The following is a 17,702-nucleotide window of genomic DNA, read 5'->3' on the forward strand; positions in this document are numbered from 1 at the left end:
TTTATAAAGAGACATTATGCGTTTACTTAACATCACCGCCCTAGTTCTAACTGCTTTGATTGGCGTGCAGGCTTCTGCCCATTCGACCACGGCGTCTTATTATGCTGATAAATTTAATGGTCGCAAAACTGCCAATGGCGAAGTATTTAGCAATAACGGCATGACTTGTGCGTCCAACCAATATAAGTTAGGCACTCATGTCAAAGTGACCAATGCCAAAACAGGCAAATCCATTACTTGTAAAGTCAATGACCGTATTGGTAAGGCAGGGCGTATTGACCTGACTAAAAATGCCTTTAAACAGCTTGCTCCATTGTCAGCAGGTTTGGTAAAAGTGACCGTTACCCCAGTGGGTAAAGATGAAAAAGCAACTAAGGCAGATGATACCGTCATCGCCAAAGACAGTCTTGCCAAAGAAAAATTGGCACAAGATGAGCAAAAGGTGAATGAAAATAATCAAGATGGCACGCTAAATCTGGCATTTGAACAAGACAAATGATTAAATCATTTGTAAAAACCACAAAATCCGTCATTTGGTGTTATGACGGATTTTTTTATGTGTTGCTTGATGTGAATAAATTATCAATTTTTTTAAATAAAATCAATGGATTAAACGCTAAACCACCATCTTCCAGTCAAATGACTGTTTGAAATATAAGTAATTGATTTATAATATATTTCTATCTATTACATTGCCCACATACTACAATACATACTACAAAGATAAAAAAAGGACTGGTTTTGATGGGCAGGCGTGATTTGACAAATATATCAAATTTGAGTTTGTCTCTCAACCCATTTTTGTACATCTGACAACCGCCATCGCACCGCCCTGCCCCCAAAGCTAATTTGTTTGGGGAATGTGCCTTTTTTGATGTTGCGATAAATGTAGTCTTTTTTAAATCCTATCATTTCTTGTACTTCTTTGAGTGTGATTAATCTTTCTGTCATTTTCCAAACTCCAATTTACGAATTATCATGCGGAATGGTTAAGGTTGCCATTCGGGTTGTTGGTTTTTCAAAAATACCCTTAAAAACTTTAAATGTGATAATGTTGTAAATACAACCACGCCACAAACCAAAGTTTTCAAAATCTACAAATCGAACAAATACCCTTTTATTATGTCCGTGTATCATAAAAACAGCCATATCAAATGAAATACTGTAACTATTTGGCGGACTGCTAATTAAGAATTGATTTTCATTAAGAATTTTTAAAATATCTTGATGTTCTTGGCTGTTTCTATCCGCTATAAGTAGATAAGGTCTTTTTTGTAAATCACTCATTTTCTTACTCCTTTGGCGGTGGTGGCATGGGTTGCCAATATTTAACTTCGTTAATATCGTAAGCATCAAAACCACGCTCTTGAACGCAATAGCGATTTTCTTTAACATTGACTGTGCAATTAATAAAAATGTCGCTATACTCGCAATCATCACAAATAGTTGCATAATATACAGTATCAATAAGCCCACTTTTTAAGTGCACCAAGTAAAATTTACTTGGCTCAAAATTATCGTCAAGATAATTGATTTCCTGTTCGGGAATTGGCAACTCATCATCAACACTAATCCAACCGTTATTCAGACTTGCTTTTGTTGGGTGGATTTTGTGGGGTATAACCCCACTTTTAAAGGCACAAAAGCAATGCTCGGCAATCGCATTAGCAAATTCATAAACATACGGATTTAAATCCATTTCGCCGTTGGCTTGCTCTTTTAATTTAAAGCCGTTTGCTAATGCAAAGTCTTTGATTGTTTCTTTATTCAGCATTTTCATTCTCCAAAATTCGGAAATCGAATTTTTATATAATGTGTAACTTTCTCATGATGAAAATTAAAACCACAATAACCATCAAAATTAGATAACCAAACATTTTCTTTCACGCAACTATAAACCAAATATTTGCCATTTTCTTCGGGTAAGCCATGTTTTCGTACACTTTTCCACCCGTTATTAGTAACACCATCGTTTTCCCACCCTGCACACACCGCCTTTTGACTGCGAAAAAGCGAGCTTGCTTCGGCAATCACGGCTTTTTGTTCATCATCGGATAGTTTGGACATGTCATAAGTGATTGAGAAATATTTAGGCTTGTTCATTTCTTACCCCCAAGACCGCCAAAGCTGTTGCAATTACCCCGATGGGAATTTCTTTAATGACAATATTGCCAATCGCTTCACGATATACAGTACAATCTTTTGGGCAATTCTTGATAATCTCTTTGGATTTTTCAGTTCCGCCAAGTTTTTCAATTAGTTTTTGTGCGGTTTCAATGCTCATAGTGTTTACCTTTTGTTGTTGCCTTTGTGGGCAGTTAAAAAAAATTAAAACGGCATATCATCTGCCCCACTTGGGGGCGTTACCACTTCCCCATATTTTGCCCACCATTTTGGGGTGGAAAAGCAGGGGGTTGTCCTGTTTGATAGTGGGGCGGTTGGAACTCATTGGGAATACCACCTGTAAAGCCGTTTTGGGTTGGCGGGAATGATGGGGCTTGACCTGTTTGATAGTGTGGTGGGTATTGTCCGCCTTGCCCTTGCGGATAGCCCTGTGGGGCTTGTGGGGCGTGTTGTTGCGACTGCTGTTGTGGCTGACCTTGACCGCTAGGCAACATTTGCATGGATTGGGCTTTGATTTCGGTGGTGTAGCGTTCAATGCCTTGTTGGTCGGTGTATTTTCTAGTGTGCAAACTGCCTTCGATATACACGAGCGACCCTTTGCGTAGGTATTGGGCGGCAATCTCGCCTAGGCGGTTAAATAGGCTGATACGGTGCCATTCGGTCTGTTCTTTTTGCTCGCCTGTCTGCTTGTCCGTCCAACGCTCAGATGTGGCGATGGATAGGTTAGCGACTTGACCGCCATTTTGGAATTGGCGGACTTCGGGGTCTTGACCTAAACGACCGACTAGGATGACTTTATTCACACTTGACATGATTTACTCCGATTCATATTGATTTTGGGTGTTTATTTTGTCTGGCTCGTATATAGTTGGATTGGCTAGCCACTCATTAACCTCATCGTTTCGCCATACAGTAAGAGTTTGATTTAGTCGTATGGGCTGTGGGAATTTGCCATTTTTGCACTTACGCCATAGGGTTGTCCGTCCAAAGGGTAGCAAGGGTAAGATGTCTTTGGCGGTGGACAGTCCGCCTTTTGGTAGGGGGGGGTTGGTTTCTCGTTATCAAGTAGATATTCCATCACTTAACTCCTATGCTGATAGAAATTGTTGTTCTTGTGCTTGATTTAGCACAAACCCTTTTTCTTGCAAAAACATTCTTGCCCTTGCTTTATCAAAAGGCTGTCCACGATTATCAAACCCTGTGTGGATTGCCGTTATCATTCGCCCAAATGCTGTGTCATCAAGCATTTTTGGCAATGATGGGTGGTTGGTTTGGCTATCTTGCTCGTTATCAATATAGCGATACTGACCATTCACGATGACCGCTTGGTCTGCTTCTATGGCTTGGCTCATTTGATTGGCGATAGATAGCGGTGCTTGCTTGGATAGTAGCAATTTGATGACCGTTTTTAACGCCATCTCTTGGAAATTGGTTTTCCATACACCACCGCCTTTTTGATAGCTTTGGCTGTATTTTTGGGCGTGGGCTTGTAGTTCCTGCACCGTCTTAACCAACCTTGCTTCATAGCCGTTATGGAGCTGGAAATAGGCGATATAACCAATAATCGGCATATTATCTTTTGGCGGCACAGGGAGTAGGCTTGTCAGTCTTTGATAGACATCTTGCTCGCTGTCGCCTTGATAGATGGCACAGGCTTCAATGCGTTTAAATTGTCCTGTGCGTTGGGCTAATTGAATAAAGCCCTTATAGCCGATTTGAAATTGTGCTTGCCCTTTGTACGGCACGATGTAGGCATATCCTAGTTTGTCGCTGATTGGCAAATCTAAGCTTGCTGATGTCAAGGCACAACCCAAAATGGTGTGCGGATTGACATTTTTAAGCATGTTGCTGTTATTGACAATCTGCACAAGACTTGCGGTAAAATTGGCGGTCTGCTCGCCCAATAATTGCTGTAATGGCTGTTGTGCCATTGGGCTATTAAAAAAGGCGTGTATGTCGTTTTGAGTGGCAACTTGGTTCATACCTATTTTCCTTATCAATTCCATACCTTAAACAAAAAAGGGTGCAAGGCGTGGCGGTCTAAGGTATGAAAAATAACCGCCGTTCGGTTAATTACTCCTAGCCCTGCAAAAAATGTTATTTAATTCTCAAATGCTCGCCTTGCACCAGTGTTACACCCTTAATCTCGCCACCGTCTTTTAAAAACTTCTTAATGGCGACGGTATCTGCTTCTACCGTTACCTTTTGAAATTCGGGCGGTAAGTGTTTGGGGTCAATGTCAAGGCGAACGCTTTCGGGAGATTTGTGTATCGCCACCGAACCTGTGGCAAATTCAAATTTCTTTTGTCCGCTTGCTTTCATCGCCACAAGAATGGCATTTTCTAGGCGGTCAAGGCTGTTTGATACTGACTTTCTGCCCTGTTGGAGCTTGGCGATTTCCTCCTTGTAGGATTTTTCTTGGGCTTTTTTGTTGAGTGCCACATAGCGGTAGGCTTCTAATTTGTCCGCCAAATCGCCCTCAATCAATCCCAAAAGCTCCTGCACTTCGCTGTCATCGGGCGGTGGTAGCTCGCCATTATCCAGGCGTTCCTGCAAGCGTTCTAAACGCTCGCTGATGTTTTCTTGGATTTGGTAAAGATTCATAAATACTCCTAAAAGTTAATCAGATTTGGGTTTAACCCACGATTGCCAACTCACACAATTGGCAATCATTGGCTAAAACGGCAACTCATCAAACACTTGCCCTGTCTCATGCAGATAGCGTTCATACTCGTAGTAGTCGCTCTCCATTTGTGCTTGGATGTCATCGGGCAAGCTGTCCAAGAAGTCTTGATAGTCTCTATCGTTCATGGTCTTTCTCCATCATCTCAATCATGACCTTATCGGCATGGCTGATATAAGTTCTTGTTTCGGCTTGGGCTTGTGCCACACGGCTGTTATCATCTGTCGTATGCTCTGCCCATCCAAAGATACACTGATAAGTAATAACCACAAGGGCGATATATGCTATCGCCCCGCCAATGATGTCTGATAGTTTCATACATACTCCAAATCCACTTCACGGTTTTGGTCTTTTGTGCGGAAGTCATGACGTGGTTTACCTGCCATGTCTAGCAGGTAAACAATCTTGCCATACGCTACGGTGTCTCTGCGTGTCACCTTAAACACTTCACTACCACCGATAAAGCGCACCAATCGGCGGTTTTTAAGGTCTTTCAATTTCATGGCTTACTCCTTATGCGGTGTAGTAGTATCGGGACGTGTTCTTGCCCCATGCAAAGTTATTATCAAAACAACCTTGATAACCATCGTAAAACTCATCACAATCAAGGCACCCTCTGATAATCTCCGCCATCTCAACTGGCATGGCGTAGTACTCCCCGTCATCGTCTATGCCCTGTATGTCGGTAATGATGGGGTGGTACTGGTCCCAAAAAAACTCACGGGTGTAATCATCATCACACATCCGCTCGCATTCATGCTCTAGGGCAAGCTCCGCCCAAATGCACTCATCTAATATATCTAGCACGACAACTGCATGGCTTGGGTTGATTTCGTCAATGTTTAGCATATATGCTCCTAAAAGTTAATCCGTGATTGGCAACTGTTAAGTAATGCTTACAAGTTGCCAATAGCTGATTAGCTTGTCACTCCGTTATCTGCCACGGTGGTGTGGGCTTTGTTTGTCCGATTTTAGATTTGGTTTGTCTAAGTTCGTCTAAGTTCGTCTAAGTTCGTCTAAACTCCGTGATTTTCCCTGCACGGTAGGGCTTCTGGTAATTTAAATAGTATTCAAGCGGTCGTTCCGTCTTGATGGGTGTATTATATCCTTATAACGATATTTAAGCAAGCGTTAAAACGATATTTTTCATCTTAAAAACGATATTTATGATAAAAGGTATTATTTTAAAGATAGGCGGTAAAAAAGAAAAAATAAAAACTGCTATAATATGCACATAGCAGGGTAGAGCAGTGGTAGCTCGCTTGGCTCATAACCAAGAGGTCGGCGGTTCGAGTCCTCGTGGAACTACCAGATTTTGGTATTGTTAAATAAAGATAGATTTTAAGGTTTTCCGTTCGGACTGAGCTTGTCGAAGTCTAGGAAAACCGTTATGGTTCGACAAGCTCACCACGAACGGCTTTCTAGAAAAGTATACTCAATTAACAATACCCAGATTTTTAATATTGGCTAAATCACTACCTCCGAAAGGTAATAATGCATTAGGTAGGATAAGTTAGTTAAGGTGCCGTTATAACGGTATTGATTAACAATAAAAACTTCGGTTCTTATCAGATTTAGTCAATATTAAAAATTTGGGTAAGTGGGAGAATTGGTTAATCCAGCGGACTGTAACTCCGCCGCCCGCCATAGCTTGTAGGTTCGAATCCTACCTTACCCACCATTTTCGGAAGTTAGCGTACTGGGTACAAATCGGTCTTGAACACCGAGCCATTGGCAACGATGAGGGTTCGATTCCTTTAACTTCCGCCAATTTAGGATAGTAAACCAATCAAGGATTGGCGACACCTGCTAAGTGTTTGGCTCGTTAATAGCGAGTATGGTGCAAGTCGATTGCTGTCCGCCATTTATCCGCCCCCTTGTCATGGCAAGGGGATTTTTTTGGGCAATAAAAAAGCCCCCTAAGTCTTAGGGGGCTTGGGTATGATGAGATATTGTGGGGTAATTTAATTATTCGCCAACGATTTGTAGCCCAAATAACTAATGCCAACCAAGGTAAGCAACAGGATTTGGGTAAGCAAAAAGAAAACCAAAAAGTAACAGATTGCCAATACTATTATCGTTGGCATTGCATTTAAAAAAACAGCAAAATAAAAACGAATGCCAATGAGTGTAAGCGTTAAGAATAAGCTAACAGTAGCAAGATATGCAAACAGCATACTTAAAAATAGTCGCCTTGTCAAGGGTTGTTGGTAAGTTTCTGGTCGGTTTGGTTCACGCTTGATAAGGTAGGGCGGATTGCTGTCCTTGTTAATTATCTCATCAATGGCTATCTTGTTGATGGCACTTACTGCCGCCAAAGAAGCAATATAAAATCCTGGCAAAACCGCCAAAAAAGCAAAAATATCACCAAATCTGTCGTGTATAAATAAATTAATGTCCTTGTTATGTAGGTAAATAGACAACACAATAGATGCTAGTCCGACCAAAATTGGCATGGTATAAAGTACAATTCTTTGACTATTGTTTGGGTATTTGATTTTTAAGAAGTCAAATACTGACAGGGCTTGACTTAGCATCTGACCTCCTTTTTGGTTAAAAATTTTCTATCATTTTATCATAAAATTGAGCAATTGGGGTAGGAATTTTGTTGCCGATACCGCTATGGGTGGCTTCATTTCTGTCCTTCCAATTTAAAAAACATTTGTGAGAAAATCCGTCTATGACACCGTTTAGAATTTCGTGCTTCACCTCCGACTGTGTCTGTGGGTCCTTGATAAGTAATGATATGCTTGGGTTGCTCGCATTGCTCTTTTGCTTAGCAACCTTATTTGCCCAACCGATAAGTGTCTTTTTGGTGTTTTTTTATAAAGCTTTCGGGGTTGGCTCTAATGGTAATCTCTGTATTTTGTTGGGTGAGATGGTTGTCTTTATCAAATTTGCTGTTGGCGATTGTTCGTTCCGTAATGACTAGCCCACGCAACCCGCCATTATTCACAATAGATAAGACAGTGTCGTTGGTGGCAAAATTTATCTCAACGCAAGGCTTGCACAATACATCTTTTTCGGTAACAGCATCAGTAGCTGTCCAAATGTTGTCATTGGCAACCAGTTCCAATAATTTAATGATGAGTTTTTGCAATCTTTCTTTACCAAAACCTGAAATATTTTGAACACATATCTTGCCGTGTTTTGGACTAATCACAATGTGTAGTAATGTGCGTTGCCCGTAGTTTTCATTGGGGATTGGTTGAGCCAACACATTATCTTGATTGTCTGTAAGTAATCTCGGATCTACTTCTTTATCGTTAAAGCTGAATAAGAGTTTGAGCTTATCTTTGTTCTTATCAAAATCAGCATTTACCCACTTTATCCATTTTTTTCGATGGTTGTAACTGATAACTTCAATGCCGTGTTCACCAAATGTATTTTTTGTATGGTAGTCATACAACCACGTGCAAAAATCGGTCAAATTAATATCCCCAAAAAATTGCTGACCTTGTTCCGACTTGCGTTTACGCTCTCTTGATATTTTAAGATTAAAATAATCGGTATTGTTAATTGAGTATACTTTTCTAGAAAGCCGTTCGTGGTGAGCTTGTCGAACCATAACGGTTTTCCTAGACTTCGACAAGCTCAGTCCGAACGGAAAACCTTAAAATCTATCTTTATTTAACAATACCAAATAATCAAATCTAATATTTATTGCCATAATTACACCTTCTTTATTGATATTTAACCTATTTGCTGTATTGTTGTCCTATTCATCAAAATTACTGACTTGAAATTCTCTTGAATTTATACACTAGGCAACACAAAAGGCGGGTGGGCGGATAGTCCAACCAAAACAATCCTGTCATCAAATCTTTGGTAGTGCAGGACATATTCGCTCGTCATATCGCCATCATCGCCCACATACTCGGGTATGCCAATATGATAATGCCAAAGGCAATGTTTTTGGGCATAAGCAAAATCCGCTCTTTGCTGTTTGGTGCGTAGACTTTTGGGGATGGACGGCTTGTTACGCCCTATTAGCCCACGCAAGCCATACTGACGAACATAAGACGCAAAGGCTAAAATGATTTGCCTTGTCTCATCGTCAAATGTCGGCATACAAGCCTTGAAATTGTCAGAAAATTCTACAATCATACGCTCGCCAACCATTTATCAAAACTTGCCAAATCTTTCAATGCCCAATCGGGTATAGGAGTAGAACCACTTTTGATTGATTTGTCCAATTTTTCAACATCAAAATGATGTTCATAAAACCAGTCATAATAGGCTTGCTCATTAGGGTCAAAACGACTTTGTAGGGTGGCTAAGGCAAGCTCTTCAGCTGTTATGCCCTGTGCTTGGGCGGTGGCAATAATCATCTGTTCAATGTGTGGGGGAATGTCTAATATCATCTTTTGTCTCCATCAAAATTTAGGGTTAATACTTCACCCATTTCCCCACCACTTTACCCACAAGCTCCCATTCACTTTTTGGGGTCATGCGTTGCTCGTGCCAGTCAGGGTTTAGGGGTTTTAGATACATATCTGCCGATGTCTCGCCCATGATAAGCTGTTTAAAGGTGGCTTCATGGTTGCCATTTTCACGCACCACGACCAAATCGCCATTTTGTAAATCCCACACACCGATTTCTGGTTCAACAAAAATAATCTCTTTTGGTTTAAATTCAGGCATCATTGATACCCCGCGTACTTCTAAACAAAATCCTCTTTTAGATAGGTTGGCAGGGCGTGGCAAATATTCAGTATTCTCATCTAGCCATTCTACCACATCAGATGAACTCCACGACCCCGCCGCCACCCAGCTGATAATGGGTGTTGGGTCGTTGGCAGACAAAAAATCACTTGGCTCTACTTCACTTTTACGGTTTTCTATGGCTTTGATTCTTTGGCGAAGTTCATCGATGGTGGGCTTGGCGGTCATCTCGCCTTGCCCTGTGGCGAGCCAGTTGGGATCGACGTTTAAAACTTGGGCGAGTTGCAGGGTGTTGGTGCTGGTTTTGTTTCGTCCGCTTTCAAGGTCTGAAATGCTGCCCTGTGATGTTTTAACAGCTTTGGCTAGCTCCACTTGTGTCATTTTTGCATTTTTACGAGCGAGTTTTAGGCGGTCTTTGAACTCTTGCATGGCTTGCCCCTTTGGGTTTTAAAAAATATCGCTTAAATGATATTTTACACCAAAATTCAAGAAAAATAAACTATCGTAAATGCTTGCTTTATTATCGTAATAAGGATATAATAAATCGTTTTTATCCTTAGGACGATTTTTTTATGCTAGAAAAACCAAATTTACAAGAGATTGTGAATAAGCTGTTGGAAAATCGCACTCAAAAAGAATTGCATAAGATGACAGGCGTGCCACAAAGCACCATTAGCTGTTTAAAAAATGGAAAAGGCAAACGCCAAATTACTTATGACAATGCTTTTGCATTAATCAACGCTTTTGAAAAAGACAAGCTAAAAGCCTCCCAAAACAAAAACCCCTAGCGACAACTAGGGGCGGATTAACCAAATAGGAGCATTCGGTATGCAGACAATATTACCCAAAAACCCCCACAATGTCAAGCCCATTCATAAAGAGCTAGTGGCATATCGACTACTGGCAGGCGAGAGCATCACACAAGCTAAGTTTTGCGACATGGTCAGCAAGTCAAGCCGTCTTGCCCCACGCATTCTGGACTTAAAACATGACGGCTATCCCATCATGAAACACATGATAAAACTCGATGACGGCACGCACGTTGCCGAGTATTTTTTGCCCCGTGATTTTATCCAAGCCGTACACCGTGTGGGGCTGTATAAAGCCCTACAAGTTGAGATTTGCAAAAAGGCTATCTTAGGGGGTGTGGCATGATTAAGCAATACTCTGACTACTACCGCCCCAAAGGCACACCCCAACCAGTCATCGATGAATGGATAGCCGAGCATGGCATATCCCCAATCACAAAAATCAAAAAGCCCAAAAGAAAAAAGACCAAAGAGCAGACCGTCCGAGCGGTCAAAAAGCTGTTAAAAAAACAAGGCGTGATTAGCATTGATGATTATATCGCCCTAAATCCTGCAAATATGAGTTTGCGTGAAGTGATTAATATCTTACGCCAAAATACAAATTGGACTTTTGGCAAGACCTTACAAGCAGGTTTTAAAATCATGGGAGAGAAAAAATGAGCTTCAAAGCAATGGCATGGGCAACCGAACAAGAGATGACGCATCCAAATCAAGCAAGGGATAACACCGTTATATCACAAATGAAACCTAAAGACATTATTAAAAAATGGGAAAAAGGTTCGGTTGTATTTACAAAAGAGTTTAGATATGAACTATGGAAAGCTCATCATGAAAAATGTGCTTATTGTGGTATTAGTTTGGAAAGTTCGGCAATTATGTGTATAGACCATTTTATTCCACAATCCAAGATTTTAAATCATGATGTTGAAAACCTAATCTCGTCTTGTAAGCGGTGCAATTCTATTAAGGGCAAAAACGATATAGAGTATTTCAGGTTTTCGCTGGCTGTGTCCAATTCTGTGCTTTGCGGTGTAATCCTGCCAAATGTCGCTAAGAAACTCATCGATATTGGTGTTGAATTACCAATTACAGAAAAACCTTTTTATTTTGAAACTCTGCTAGGTGGTGCAAAATGAGCAAATTCATCGCAAACAGTTTTCAGCTGCCAAACGCATTCGTTGATGAGATGCTTTGCAAGCTTAGCGGTAATGCTTGCAAAATTTACTTGCTCATCGTCCGAAAAACCCGTGGCTGGCACAAAGAAGCCGACCGCATCAGTTATTCGCAAATTCAAAAATATACTGGAATAAATCATCGTGCAACAGTCAGCAAAGCAATCGATGAATTACTAGAAGTTGGGTTAATTTCTGTTCAAAAAGGCAATGAAAAATCAATGAGCGAATACCGCTTAAATGATGATTTTTGTGGTTCAAAAAATGAACCAGTCAAAAAATGCACTAGTTCAAAAAATGAACCAACTGGTTCAAAAAATGAACAAGAAGCTGGTTCAAAAAATGAACATACAGAAATACATTATATTAAAAACACTAAAGAGAAATACAATGAGTATGACACGCACACGCACCAAAATTTTGAAAATTCGCAAACAGCAAAACCGAACAAATCGACTGGTAAATCTCCATCAGCCAAAAAATTCATCACGGCAGATGAGCTAGTCAGCCTAGGGGTTGATGACCAAGTGGCAAACGATTACCTGGCCACCAGAAAAACCAAGCTCACCCAAACAGCCCTTAGCGGCATCGCCAAGCAAGCAACCCTTGCAGGGGTATCACTAGCCAAAGCGATTGAGTTCGCTTGTGAAATGGGTTGGCAGTCATTCAAGGCGGATTGGTATCAGAACGCACAAACCAAGTTTGGCAATCCACAGCCAACAAGCCGAATGGACGAATTACGACACATGGCAAATACCAATCCGACCAATGTTTTTGTCGATGACCTGCCACCAAACTTTGACGCACTGGGAGTAAATTATGAGTAATCTTGTCAAAATCAACAACGTGGAGCATTTAACCGCCATGATTAAAGCGATTGTGCCACGTTCATTTGAAAAAACCTTTGGCGGTCTTAGCACAAACGAAGTGGTTGCAGGATTTGCGTTTTGTGTGGCAGGATTTAGTCAAACTGAGCTTAACACAGGGCTTGCCAAAATTAACCAAATGGGCTATTGCCCTGACCCTGCCTTGTTCGCCAAATGGTGCAAGGGCATTGATGGCTTTGATAACACCGATGTCATCGCCGAAAGCTACATCAGCAAAAACGGGGCGTTATCAAACATCCTAGCATGGCGTGGCGATAGCACACAGCCGATTAGTACGGCAGAAAAACAAGCTTATGACAAGACCATGCACCTGTTTTCACAGGCGGACTACAACGGCAACATGACCATCACCGCCCATAGTGCCTTCAAGGACCATTACGAGATGATTGTGCATGAACTGGTGGCAAACAAGGTCAAATGCGAGCGGTACATCGCCCCCATTGCCATCACCCACGCCCCAGGCGAGCCGTCCAAGCAATTAGCCAGTGATGAGTTTGTGCACAGCCTGTTTGGATTAAACAAAATGGATGTGTTGGCATGAGCGAAGACAACGAACAAATCGCCGTCATCAGTTGGGCAAGATGGCAAAAATGGGCAAATGGCAAACTTGCTGACTACCTGCACCACAGCCCCAACGGTGGCAAACGCCACATTACCACCGCCACACGCTTTAAGGCGATGGGAACAAAGGCAGGGTTTCCCGATTTGTTTTTATTTATCCCGCACGGGGGTTATCATGGTTTATTTATTGAGCTTAAAACCCCCAAAGGCAAAACCAAAGACGGGAAAACACGGCAAGCAGGCAAGGTGTCTGATTTGCAAAAGGCGATGATTGACCGCCTAAATGCACAGGGCTATAAAGCGGTGGTGGCGTATGGGGCAAACAATGCGATTGATGAGATTAAGAGTTATCTGGAGATTAACGAAGTATGAACCGACTTGACCGCATAAAATCCCTGCCCTGTGTCCAATGCCATGCCCCACCGCCGTCCGACCCCTGCCACGCTAATTGGGCAGAGTTTGGCAAGGGAATGGGCAAAAAGACAGATGATGAGTACACGATACCGTTATGCAGGGCTTGCCATAAAAACCTTGATGCTTATGTTTGGCAGACACGAGAACAGGCTAAGGCGTGGTTTTTGAGAAAACTTGAGTTTGTTAATGGGGTGCTAGATGAGACGGATAGACCGACAGAACCAATCTTTTAGGCTTATCAATGCCGACATTGCCCAAAACTGCTTTAAGGCGATTCAAGAAGCCGTAGCGGACACACTAAACACACTGCACAATGTCGTGGTAACAATTGGCATTGATGACGATAAGGCAAGAAGCAACGCCCAGAACCGACTTTATTGGAGCTGGCTTCACGAACTAGAAAGCCAAACAGGGCAAGATGATGAATGGTGGCATTGTTATTTTAAACGCTTGTTTTTGGCTCGTATTTATGCCCGTGATGATGGCGAATTTGCCGAGATGGCACAAAGCATTAAGCGGTGCAAGGGCGTAATCAATGACACGCTTTATGAAAATATCGCAATGAGTGTGATTAAAAATATCAGCACAACAAAGGCAAATACCAAACAATTTGCCGAATATTTAACCAAGATTGAATTATGGGCGGTGGCGAATGGCTTTAAGGTTACAACACCGCAGGAATTGGAGTGGGTGAGATGACAAAAGTTTATGAATTGGTCTATAACGAGTACGGCAATGATTGTGGGTATTATCATGTTGCTGCATCACTTGATAAAACCAAATTGCAAGCCTTAATTGATAAGGCAAAGGAATTTGATAAACACAGTCAAGCAGAATTACAAAAGTTTGAAACGCTAGATGACTATGATATTGAATGGGGACTACCGTCAGACTTTCCGCTATTATTGTGTCAAAATGATTGGTTTGATGAAGATGATTTTTTCGAAAATCATTATGATGGCGATTGTACCAAAAACTTTGAGATTTTGGAGCGACAATTATTATGACTTACTACACAAACGACAAAGGCGATATTGCCAAAGTTGAGCAAGAAAACTACGCCAAAGACTTGGTAAAGATTTCGGTCAATGGTGTGTTTATTGACGAATGGCGAAAATATGATGATTTTGTTAAAGAGTTTAGGGGAATGGGAGTGAAAAATGGCTAATATGGCTGACGCTTTTAAGAAATTAGGTATTGTTAAAAACAAATACATAAGTTAAAATAGCTCAATACTTTACCATATAGAGTAAAAACCAATGAACGAAACATTTGATAGTTGTCCTAAATGTAAGCACAAACACTTTGTCAAAGCAGGTTTTAACAATGGCAGACAACGCTATAAGTGCAAAGGTTGCAATCATTACTTTTCGGTACATAAACCAACGCATCATAAAAGCGAAGAAACCAAGCAAATGGCAATCAATATGTATCTAGAAGGTTTGGGCTTTCGCTCAATTGGTCGCATATTAGGTATTAGTTATGGCACAGTCTATCAATGGGTTAAAAAACTTGGTGAACAACATCAAATTAAACAAGATAGCAATCAAGCGATAGATATCGTTGAGCTTGATGAGATTCATAGCTACACCAAGCATAAAAAAACGCTTGCTGGACTTGGGTTGCCATTGACAGAACAACAAAACAAATCTTAGGTTTTGTTTGTGGCAGACGAGACACCAACACCTTTAAACAGCTTTACAATCAATTGAATATCCATAACATTCAACTGTTTTGTAGTGACTACTGGAAATCTTACCTTGAAGTCATTCCAAAATCAAAACATATGACAAGCAAAGCTCAAACTTTTACCATAGAGGGCTATAATAGTCTCATTAGGCATTTCACAGCAAGATTTAGAAGAAAATCAAAATGTTATTCTAAATCCGAGAAAATGATAGAAAACACTTTGAACTTACTGTTTGCTAAGTGGAATGGAACTTTGAATTATGTATTTTAGTTTAACAATGCCAGAAATTAAAACAAGAACACGATGAAAATATGGGCAAAAAACACGACCAAGCCAAGCCAAGATTTAGCCTACTGCCGTCCGCCCCCTTGTGGCAGGTGGTGGAAGTTTTGGAATTTGGGGCGAGCAAATATGGGGCGGATAATTGGCAAGCCGTGCCAAACGCCCGTGAGCGGTATTTTAATGCTTGCCATCGTCATCTTAATGCGTGGTGGGGTGGCGAGATGGTAGATGGCGAGAGTGGATTACCGCACCTTGCCCATGCAGTGTGTTGTTTGATGTTTTTGATGTGGTTTGATGGGGTGGGAAATGCGAAATCTGATTAAAGAATGGGGCTTGTGGTCAAGACATAATGGATATGATAGGCACGATACACCCTTACTTGCTTTCATGCGTGCCAACGGTGCGGTAAGCTATGGCAGCTATAATGAGCCAAATATCACGGATGACGAAGCCTTGGCGGTGGATAAGGCGGTGTGTGAGCTAAAACGAGAGTTTTTGGTGCTGTATAACGTGCTATTTCTACACCATGTCTATGGTTGGTCGTATCGGCAGATATCAAGGCGGTATCTGACACCGCTTGAATATCCACACCAAGTTGGCATGAAAAACAGTGATAGTCGGAAGCGGTTTGTGTGTCATAAAACGGTCAAAAGACTGATTGACGAAGCCGAAAGGCAGGTTTATAAGAAGATGAGTATTGACAAGGGGCAGGGCTTAGGGTAATATATGCCTACGGTCTCAAAAGCCTATATATCAAGCGGTAATTCACCCCGTTAGCGTGATATTTTTATGCTCCAAAAAAGTTAATCCGAACAGCTTTTTGGCATAAAATGCCTAATCCTTTTTGATTATGGTAAACGGTGCGACGAAATAAGGTAGCAATACACGAATAAGTCCGCCTGACTTGATACAGGTTTTGAGCCGTTTACCGCCCTAATTTACATTCTTACCCAATTTGGGTATCAATGGAAAAAGGGTAAATTCCAACCTATCAAAAAGGTATATCAAGATGAAAGCACTTACTTTTCAAAACATCGCTCTAACTCCTGCCAAAGTGGATAACCAAATTTGGCTAACTTCTGCTGACCTTGCAAAAGCATTAGGTTATTCAAGCGATAAGTCTGTAACCAATTTGTATAATTCAAATGCTGATGAATTTACAAGCGGTATGACAACGGTCATTGAATCAATGACCAATGGCATTAACAACAGCCAACGCAAAATTAAAATCCGCATTTTCTCCCTGCGTGGTTGTCATCTTATCGCCATGTTTGCCCGCACCAAAGTTGCCAAAGAGTTTCGTCAATGGGTATTGGATATTTTGGATAAAGAAGTGGGCGAGCCTGTACAAGTTGCCAAAATCACCGACAGTCAAGCCTACCAAATCCAAAAAGCCATTAAACAAAAATGCCTAAATAACAAAGTGCATTATCAGACCATTTACCACGCCTTATATGATGAATTTGGTGTCAAAAGCTATAAGGATATTTTGGCGGTTGAGTTTGACAAAGCATTGGCGTTTATTGAGAGTTTTGTTTTTACCCCCAATCTTGCCCTTGTTCATAATATCCTAGCTGACCAAGCTCATCAAAACAAAAAGGCAAAAGGCGAATTAAGCGAGATTATCGGTGTGGTCAGACATCTGCTTGACCATATTGGCGAGCTACAACACCGCCTTGATGTTGGCGAGAGAAATATTAGGGCGTTGCAAACTCGTTTTATTATCTAGTTACAAAAATATATCAAAAAATGCTTGATTTGCACCCCAACAGGTAGTATGATTATGGCATAATTGAAAAAAGCTATAGCCAAATGGTTATGGCTTTTTTGTTGTCCTTTGCCCTGCCGATTGGTGGGGCTTTTTTTGTGAGTGAAAAAAATGAAAGAACAAATCCAAGAACTTGAACAAAAAATCAGCGAGATTATCGCATATTGTAAAAATGACGGTTTTTATGACCAACGCAAAATAGCGGTTGCCAATACACAGTTTGAAACAGCTTTACTGTGGCTAAAAGATGCTGATAACCGCAAATAAACTGCTTAAACCTTCCTTAATTGGGTTTTTTGTGGGAAAATTAAAATGTAATAATGTAAGGGCAATGCCCCACTTCTGATTGACTGCCAAACCGTCCTTGTTGGGCGGTTTTTTATGCAGTTTCCCTTAGTCCTGCCACCTAACCAACGGCAGAATGCACCTTGTACACGCTTTTGTGTGCATTTTGAGTAGAATCCAGTCCTAATTTTAGAATGAGCCGAACACCAAACCTAAGCCGTCTTTGTGCATTAAGTGGGTAAAGGGTTGGTAAGTAGCGGTTTCCCCCATTGCCGACAGGGGGCTTTTATGTTGGGTAAGACGGAAAGTCCCAATGACTGCTATTATTTAGCGAGCCGTTACGCCCAACGCTTTTTGCCCAA

The 17,702-nt window shown here is 41.2% G+C and carries 36 protein-coding genes and 3 tRNA genes; 20 read left to right on the forward strand and 19 right to left on the reverse strand.

Annotation, left to right across the window (positions count from 1 at the left end):
• Positions 1–16 precede the first annotated feature (16 nt).
• Entirely contained in the window at positions 17–499 is a 483-nt protein-coding gene (locus DX073_RS00635; protein ID WP_115004602.1) for a septal ring lytic transglycosylase RlpA family protein, read from the forward strand.
• Between the two features lie 272 nt (positions 500–771).
• Here the strand turns inward: DX073_RS00635 and DX073_RS00640 are convergent, their stop codons facing one another.
• The 14 genes from DX073_RS00640 to DX073_RS00695 all read right to left on the reverse strand — a co-directional run bounded on the left by DX073_RS00640 (position 772) and on the right by DX073_RS00695 (position 5,656).
• Complete coding sequence (locus tag DX073_RS00640; protein ID WP_115004604.1) at positions 772–951, reverse strand: helix-turn-helix transcriptional regulator; 180 nt, start codon at positions 949–951, stop codon at positions 772–774.
• Between the two features lie 15 nt (positions 952–966).
• Positions 967–1,287 carry a hypothetical protein gene (locus DX073_RS00645; protein ID WP_115004606.1) on the reverse strand — a complete coding sequence of 107 codons (321 nt, stop codon included), beginning with the start codon at positions 1,285–1,287 and terminating at the stop codon, positions 967–969.
• Positions 1,288–1,291: 4 nt separating this feature from the next.
• On the reverse strand, positions 1,292–1,774 hold the full coding sequence (locus tag DX073_RS00650; RefSeq protein WP_115004608.1) for a DUF551 domain-containing protein: 483 nt from the start codon (positions 1,772–1,774) through the stop codon (positions 1,292–1,294).
• Between the two features lie 2 nt (positions 1,775–1,776).
• Complete coding sequence (locus tag DX073_RS00655) at positions 1,777–2,103, reverse strand: hypothetical protein (RefSeq protein WP_115004609.1); 327 nt, start codon at positions 2,101–2,103, stop codon at positions 1,777–1,779.
• Positions 2,090–2,284, reverse strand: a complete 195-nt coding sequence (locus DX073_RS00660; RefSeq protein ID WP_115004611.1) for a hypothetical protein — start codon at positions 2,282–2,284, stop codon at positions 2,090–2,092. Before DX073_RS00660 ends, DX073_RS00655 begins: the two co-directional genes overlap by 14 nt.
• Before the next feature lie 79 nt (positions 2,285–2,363).
• Entirely contained in the window at positions 2,364–2,936 is a 573-nt protein-coding gene (locus DX073_RS00665) for a single-stranded DNA-binding protein (RefSeq protein ID WP_115004613.1), read from the reverse strand.
• Between the two features lie 3 nt (positions 2,937–2,939).
• Positions 2,940–3,122, reverse strand: a complete 183-nt coding sequence (locus DX073_RS00670) for a helix-turn-helix transcriptional regulator (protein ID WP_258556838.1) — start codon at positions 3,120–3,122, stop codon at positions 2,940–2,942.
• Complete coding sequence (locus DX073_RS14610; protein ID WP_258556887.1) at positions 3,050–3,202, reverse strand: hypothetical protein; 153 nt, start codon at positions 3,200–3,202, stop codon at positions 3,050–3,052. The genes DX073_RS00670 and DX073_RS14610 overlap by 73 nt, the downstream gene beginning before the upstream one ends.
• 10 nt (positions 3,203–3,212) lie before the next feature.
• Positions 3,213–4,106 carry a recombinase RecT gene (locus DX073_RS00675; protein ID WP_181814337.1) on the reverse strand — a complete coding sequence of 298 codons (894 nt, stop codon included), beginning with the start codon at positions 4,104–4,106 and terminating at the stop codon, positions 3,213–3,215.
• A 115-nt stretch (positions 4,107–4,221) separates the two neighbouring features.
• Positions 4,222–4,728 (reverse strand): siphovirus Gp157 family protein, encoded by a 507-nt coding sequence (locus tag DX073_RS00680; protein WP_115004620.1) that lies wholly within the window; start codon positions 4,726–4,728, stop codon positions 4,222–4,224.
• Positions 4,729–4,800: 72 nt separating this feature from the next.
• Entirely contained in the window at positions 4,801–4,935 is a 135-nt protein-coding gene (locus DX073_RS14615) for a hypothetical protein (RefSeq protein WP_258556839.1), read from the reverse strand.
• Entirely contained in the window at positions 4,925–5,125 is a 201-nt protein-coding gene (locus tag DX073_RS00685; protein ID WP_115004622.1) for a hypothetical protein, read from the reverse strand. The genes DX073_RS14615 and DX073_RS00685 overlap by 11 nt, the downstream gene beginning before the upstream one ends.
• Positions 5,122–5,310, reverse strand: coding sequence for a hypothetical protein (locus DX073_RS00690; protein WP_115004624.1), 189 nt, complete (start codon positions 5,308–5,310; stop codon positions 5,122–5,124). The genes DX073_RS00685 and DX073_RS00690 overlap by 4 nt, the downstream gene beginning before the upstream one ends.
• 10 nt (positions 5,311–5,320) lie before the next feature.
• The gene (locus tag DX073_RS00695) at positions 5,321–5,656 is read right to left on the reverse strand and encodes a hypothetical protein (protein ID WP_115004626.1); all 336 of its coding nucleotides are present in this window, start codon (positions 5,654–5,656) and stop codon (positions 5,321–5,323) included.
• A gap of 392 nt (positions 5,657–6,048) precedes the next feature.
• Between DX073_RS00695 and DX073_RS14165 the strand changes: the two genes are divergently transcribed.
• From DX073_RS14165 to DX073_RS14170, 3 genes are all read left to right on the forward strand, one after another.
• Positions 6,049–6,118 (forward strand) — tRNA-Met (locus DX073_RS14165).
• A gap of 283 nt (positions 6,119–6,401) precedes the next feature.
• Positions 6,402–6,488: transfer RNA gene (locus DX073_RS00700), tRNA-Tyr, on the forward strand.
• 5 nt (positions 6,489–6,493) lie between these two features.
• Positions 6,494–6,577 (forward strand) — tRNA-OTHER (locus DX073_RS14170).
• A gap of 194 nt (positions 6,578–6,771) precedes the next feature.
• Here DX073_RS14170 and DX073_RS00705 read toward each other — a convergent pair.
• From DX073_RS00705 to DX073_RS00725, 5 genes are all read right to left on the reverse strand, one after another.
• Positions 6,772–7,344, reverse strand: a complete 573-nt coding sequence (locus DX073_RS00705; protein WP_115004628.1) for a hypothetical protein — start codon at positions 7,342–7,344, stop codon at positions 6,772–6,774.
• 248 nt (positions 7,345–7,592) lie between these two features.
• Complete coding sequence (locus DX073_RS00710; protein WP_115004630.1) at positions 7,593–8,375, reverse strand: hypothetical protein; 783 nt, start codon at positions 8,373–8,375, stop codon at positions 7,593–7,595.
• 188 nt (positions 8,376–8,563) lie between these two features.
• Entirely contained in the window at positions 8,564–8,914 is a 351-nt protein-coding gene (locus tag DX073_RS00715) for a hypothetical protein (RefSeq protein WP_115004632.1), read from the reverse strand.
• Positions 8,911–9,171 (reverse strand): hypothetical protein, encoded by a 261-nt coding sequence (locus tag DX073_RS00720; RefSeq protein WP_115004635.1) that lies wholly within the window; start codon positions 9,169–9,171, stop codon positions 8,911–8,913. The genes DX073_RS00715 and DX073_RS00720 overlap by 4 nt, the downstream gene beginning before the upstream one ends.
• A gap of 25 nt (positions 9,172–9,196) precedes the next feature.
• The gene (locus tag DX073_RS00725) at positions 9,197–9,901 is read right to left on the reverse strand and encodes a LexA family protein (RefSeq protein WP_115004637.1); all 705 of its coding nucleotides are present in this window, start codon (positions 9,899–9,901) and stop codon (positions 9,197–9,199) included.
• A gap of 143 nt (positions 9,902–10,044) precedes the next feature.
• On the opposite strand from DX073_RS00725, the gene DX073_RS00730 reads away from it, so the two are divergent.
• From DX073_RS00730 to DX073_RS14185, 16 genes are all read left to right on the forward strand, one after another.
• Positions 10,045–10,260, forward strand: coding sequence for a helix-turn-helix domain-containing protein (locus DX073_RS00730; RefSeq protein WP_115004639.1), 216 nt, complete (start codon positions 10,045–10,047; stop codon positions 10,258–10,260).
• Positions 10,261–10,300: 40 nt separating this feature from the next.
• Positions 10,301–10,627: a hypothetical protein gene (locus DX073_RS00735; protein ID WP_115004641.1), complete on the forward strand. Its 327-nt coding sequence runs from the start codon at positions 10,301–10,303 to the stop codon at positions 10,625–10,627.
• Entirely contained in the window at positions 10,624–10,941 is a 318-nt protein-coding gene (locus DX073_RS00740; protein ID WP_115004643.1) for a hypothetical protein, read from the forward strand. Before DX073_RS00735 ends, DX073_RS00740 begins: the two co-directional genes overlap by 4 nt.
• Complete coding sequence (locus DX073_RS00745; RefSeq protein WP_115004645.1) at positions 10,938–11,417, forward strand: HNH endonuclease; 480 nt, start codon at positions 10,938–10,940, stop codon at positions 11,415–11,417. The genes DX073_RS00740 and DX073_RS00745 overlap by 4 nt, the downstream gene beginning before the upstream one ends.
• Entirely contained in the window at positions 11,414–12,280 is an 867-nt protein-coding gene (locus DX073_RS00750; protein WP_115004647.1) for a replication protein, read from the forward strand. Before DX073_RS00745 ends, DX073_RS00750 begins: the two co-directional genes overlap by 4 nt.
• Positions 12,273–12,881 (forward strand): hypothetical protein, encoded by a 609-nt coding sequence (locus DX073_RS00755; protein WP_115004649.1) that lies wholly within the window; start codon positions 12,273–12,275, stop codon positions 12,879–12,881. Before DX073_RS00750 ends, DX073_RS00755 begins: the two co-directional genes overlap by 8 nt.
• Positions 12,878–13,273 (forward strand): VRR-NUC domain-containing protein, encoded by a 396-nt coding sequence (locus DX073_RS00760; RefSeq protein WP_115004652.1) that lies wholly within the window; start codon positions 12,878–12,880, stop codon positions 13,271–13,273. Before DX073_RS00755 ends, DX073_RS00760 begins: the two co-directional genes overlap by 4 nt.
• Positions 13,270–13,548, forward strand: a complete 279-nt coding sequence (locus tag DX073_RS00765) for a DUF968 domain-containing protein (RefSeq protein WP_115004654.1) — start codon at positions 13,270–13,272, stop codon at positions 13,546–13,548. The genes DX073_RS00760 and DX073_RS00765 overlap by 4 nt, the downstream gene beginning before the upstream one ends.
• Positions 13,514–14,014, forward strand: a complete 501-nt coding sequence (locus DX073_RS00770; RefSeq protein ID WP_115004655.1) for a recombination protein NinB — start codon at positions 13,514–13,516, stop codon at positions 14,012–14,014. Before DX073_RS00765 ends, DX073_RS00770 begins: the two co-directional genes overlap by 35 nt.
• The gene (locus DX073_RS00775) at positions 14,011–14,322 is read left to right on the forward strand and encodes a hypothetical protein (RefSeq protein ID WP_115004657.1); all 312 of its coding nucleotides are present in this window, start codon (positions 14,011–14,013) and stop codon (positions 14,320–14,322) included. The genes DX073_RS00770 and DX073_RS00775 overlap by 4 nt, the downstream gene beginning before the upstream one ends.
• Complete coding sequence (locus tag DX073_RS14175) at positions 14,319–14,483, forward strand: hypothetical protein (RefSeq protein WP_181814338.1); 165 nt, start codon at positions 14,319–14,321, stop codon at positions 14,481–14,483. Before DX073_RS00775 ends, DX073_RS14175 begins: the two co-directional genes overlap by 4 nt.
• 91 nt (positions 14,484–14,574) lie before the next feature.
• Positions 14,575–15,275 (forward strand): IS1 family transposase gene (locus DX073_RS00780; RefSeq protein ID WP_228707437.1). Its coding sequence is split into 2 segments (ribosomal slippage): positions 14,575–14,923 and positions 14,923–15,275, totalling 702 coding nucleotides; the frame shifts between segments, so codons are not numbered across the junction.
• A gap of 41 nt (positions 15,276–15,316) precedes the next feature.
• On the forward strand, positions 15,317–15,610 hold the full coding sequence (locus DX073_RS00785; protein WP_115004659.1) for a dATP/dGTP diphosphohydrolase domain-containing protein: 294 nt from the start codon (positions 15,317–15,319) through the stop codon (positions 15,608–15,610).
• A complete protein-coding gene (locus tag DX073_RS00790; RefSeq protein WP_147279658.1) occupies positions 15,594–16,010 on the forward strand; it encodes an antiterminator Q family protein in 417 nt (138 codons plus the stop codon). Before DX073_RS00785 ends, DX073_RS00790 begins: the two co-directional genes overlap by 17 nt.
• Before the next feature lie 286 nt (positions 16,011–16,296).
• Positions 16,297–17,016 carry a BRO family protein gene (locus DX073_RS14180; protein ID WP_181814339.1) on the forward strand — a complete coding sequence of 240 codons (720 nt, stop codon included), beginning with the start codon at positions 16,297–16,299 and terminating at the stop codon, positions 17,014–17,016.
• Positions 17,017–17,166: 150 nt separating this feature from the next.
• A complete protein-coding gene (locus DX073_RS14185; RefSeq protein WP_181814340.1) occupies positions 17,167–17,322 on the forward strand; it encodes a hypothetical protein in 156 nt (51 codons plus the stop codon).
• Positions 17,323–17,702 lie beyond the last annotated feature (380 nt).

The organism is Moraxella lacunata (assembly GCF_900453205.1).
In the GTDB taxonomy this organism is placed as follows: Bacteria; Pseudomonadota; Gammaproteobacteria; order Pseudomonadales; family Moraxellaceae; genus Moraxella; species Moraxella lacunata_B.

Bases quoted from the DNA above. Each gene is read 5' to 3' on its own strand.
- DX073_RS00635 (WP_115004602.1), top strand. From the start codon at position 17: ATGCGTTTACTTAACATCACCGCCCTAGTTCTAACTGCTTTGATTGGC.
- DX073_RS00640 (WP_115004604.1), bottom strand. From the start codon at position 951: ATGACAGAAAGATTAATCACACTCAAAGAAGTACAAGAAATGATAGGA.
- DX073_RS00645 (WP_115004606.1), bottom strand. From the start codon at position 1,287: ATGAGTGATTTACAAAAAAGACCTTATCTACTTATAGCGGATAGAAAC.
- DX073_RS00650 (WP_115004608.1), bottom strand. From the start codon at position 1,774: ATGCTGAATAAAGAAACAATCAAAGACTTTGCATTAGCAAACGGCTTT.
- DX073_RS00655 (WP_115004609.1), bottom strand. From the start codon at position 2,103: ATGAACAAGCCTAAATATTTCTCAATCACTTATGACATGTCCAAACTA.
- DX073_RS00660 (WP_115004611.1), bottom strand. From the start codon at position 2,284: ATGAGCATTGAAACCGCACAAAAACTAATTGAAAAACTTGGCGGAACT.
- DX073_RS00665 (WP_115004613.1), bottom strand. From the start codon at position 2,936: ATGTCAAGTGTGAATAAAGTCATCCTAGTCGGTCGTTTAGGTCAAGAC.
- DX073_RS14610 (WP_258556887.1), bottom strand. From the start codon at position 3,202: ATGGAATATCTACTTGATAACGAGAAACCAACCCCCCCCTACCAAAAG.
- DX073_RS00675 (WP_181814337.1), bottom strand. From the start codon at position 4,106: ATGAACCAAGTTGCCACTCAAAACGACATACACGCCTTTTTTAATAGC.
- DX073_RS00680 (WP_115004620.1), bottom strand. From the start codon at position 4,728: ATGAATCTTTACCAAATCCAAGAAAACATCAGCGAGCGTTTAGAACGC.
- DX073_RS14615 (WP_258556839.1), bottom strand. From the start codon at position 4,935: ATGAACGATAGAGACTATCAAGACTTCTTGGACAGCTTGCCCGATGAC.
- DX073_RS00685 (WP_115004622.1), bottom strand. From the start codon at position 5,125: ATGAAACTATCAGACATCATTGGCGGGGCGATAGCATATATCGCCCTT.
- DX073_RS00690 (WP_115004624.1), bottom strand. From the start codon at position 5,310: ATGAAATTGAAAGACCTTAAAAACCGCCGATTGGTGCGCTTTATCGGT.
- DX073_RS00695 (WP_115004626.1), bottom strand. From the start codon at position 5,656: ATGCTAAACATTGACGAAATCAACCCAAGCCATGCAGTTGTCGTGCTA.
- DX073_RS00705 (WP_115004628.1), bottom strand. From the start codon at position 7,344: ATGCTAAGTCAAGCCCTGTCAGTATTTGACTTCTTAAAAATCAAATAC.
- DX073_RS00710 (WP_115004630.1), bottom strand. From the start codon at position 8,375: ATGGTTCGACAAGCTCACCACGAACGGCTTTCTAGAAAAGTATACTCA.
- DX073_RS00715 (WP_115004632.1), bottom strand. From the start codon at position 8,914: ATGATTGTAGAATTTTCTGACAATTTCAAGGCTTGTATGCCGACATTT.
- DX073_RS00720 (WP_115004635.1), bottom strand. From the start codon at position 9,171: ATGATATTAGACATTCCCCCACACATTGAACAGATGATTATTGCCACC.
- DX073_RS00725 (WP_115004637.1), bottom strand. From the start codon at position 9,901: ATGCAAGAGTTCAAAGACCGCCTAAAACTCGCTCGTAAAAATGCAAAA.
- DX073_RS00730 (WP_115004639.1), top strand. From the start codon at position 10,045: ATGCTAGAAAAACCAAATTTACAAGAGATTGTGAATAAGCTGTTGGAA.
- DX073_RS00735 (WP_115004641.1), top strand. From the start codon at position 10,301: ATGCAGACAATATTACCCAAAAACCCCCACAATGTCAAGCCCATTCAT.
- DX073_RS00740 (WP_115004643.1), top strand. From the start codon at position 10,624: ATGATTAAGCAATACTCTGACTACTACCGCCCCAAAGGCACACCCCAA.
- DX073_RS00745 (WP_115004645.1), top strand. From the start codon at position 10,938: ATGAGCTTCAAAGCAATGGCATGGGCAACCGAACAAGAGATGACGCAT.
- DX073_RS00750 (WP_115004647.1), top strand. From the start codon at position 11,414: ATGAGCAAATTCATCGCAAACAGTTTTCAGCTGCCAAACGCATTCGTT.
- DX073_RS00755 (WP_115004649.1), top strand. From the start codon at position 12,273: ATGAGTAATCTTGTCAAAATCAACAACGTGGAGCATTTAACCGCCATG.
- DX073_RS00760 (WP_115004652.1), top strand. From the start codon at position 12,878: ATGAGCGAAGACAACGAACAAATCGCCGTCATCAGTTGGGCAAGATGG.
- DX073_RS00765 (WP_115004654.1), top strand. From the start codon at position 13,270: ATGAACCGACTTGACCGCATAAAATCCCTGCCCTGTGTCCAATGCCAT.
- DX073_RS00770 (WP_115004655.1), top strand. From the start codon at position 13,514: ATGAGACGGATAGACCGACAGAACCAATCTTTTAGGCTTATCAATGCC.
- DX073_RS00775 (WP_115004657.1), top strand. From the start codon at position 14,011: ATGACAAAAGTTTATGAATTGGTCTATAACGAGTACGGCAATGATTGT.
- DX073_RS14175 (WP_181814338.1), top strand. From the start codon at position 14,319: ATGACTTACTACACAAACGACAAAGGCGATATTGCCAAAGTTGAGCAA.
- DX073_RS00785 (WP_115004659.1), top strand. From the start codon at position 15,317: ATGGGCAAAAAACACGACCAAGCCAAGCCAAGATTTAGCCTACTGCCG.
- DX073_RS00790 (WP_147279658.1), top strand. From the start codon at position 15,594: ATGCGAAATCTGATTAAAGAATGGGGCTTGTGGTCAAGACATAATGGA.
- DX073_RS14180 (WP_181814339.1), top strand. From the start codon at position 16,297: ATGAAAGCACTTACTTTTCAAAACATCGCTCTAACTCCTGCCAAAGTG.
- DX073_RS14185 (WP_181814340.1), top strand. From the start codon at position 17,167: ATGAAAGAACAAATCCAAGAACTTGAACAAAAAATCAGCGAGATTATC.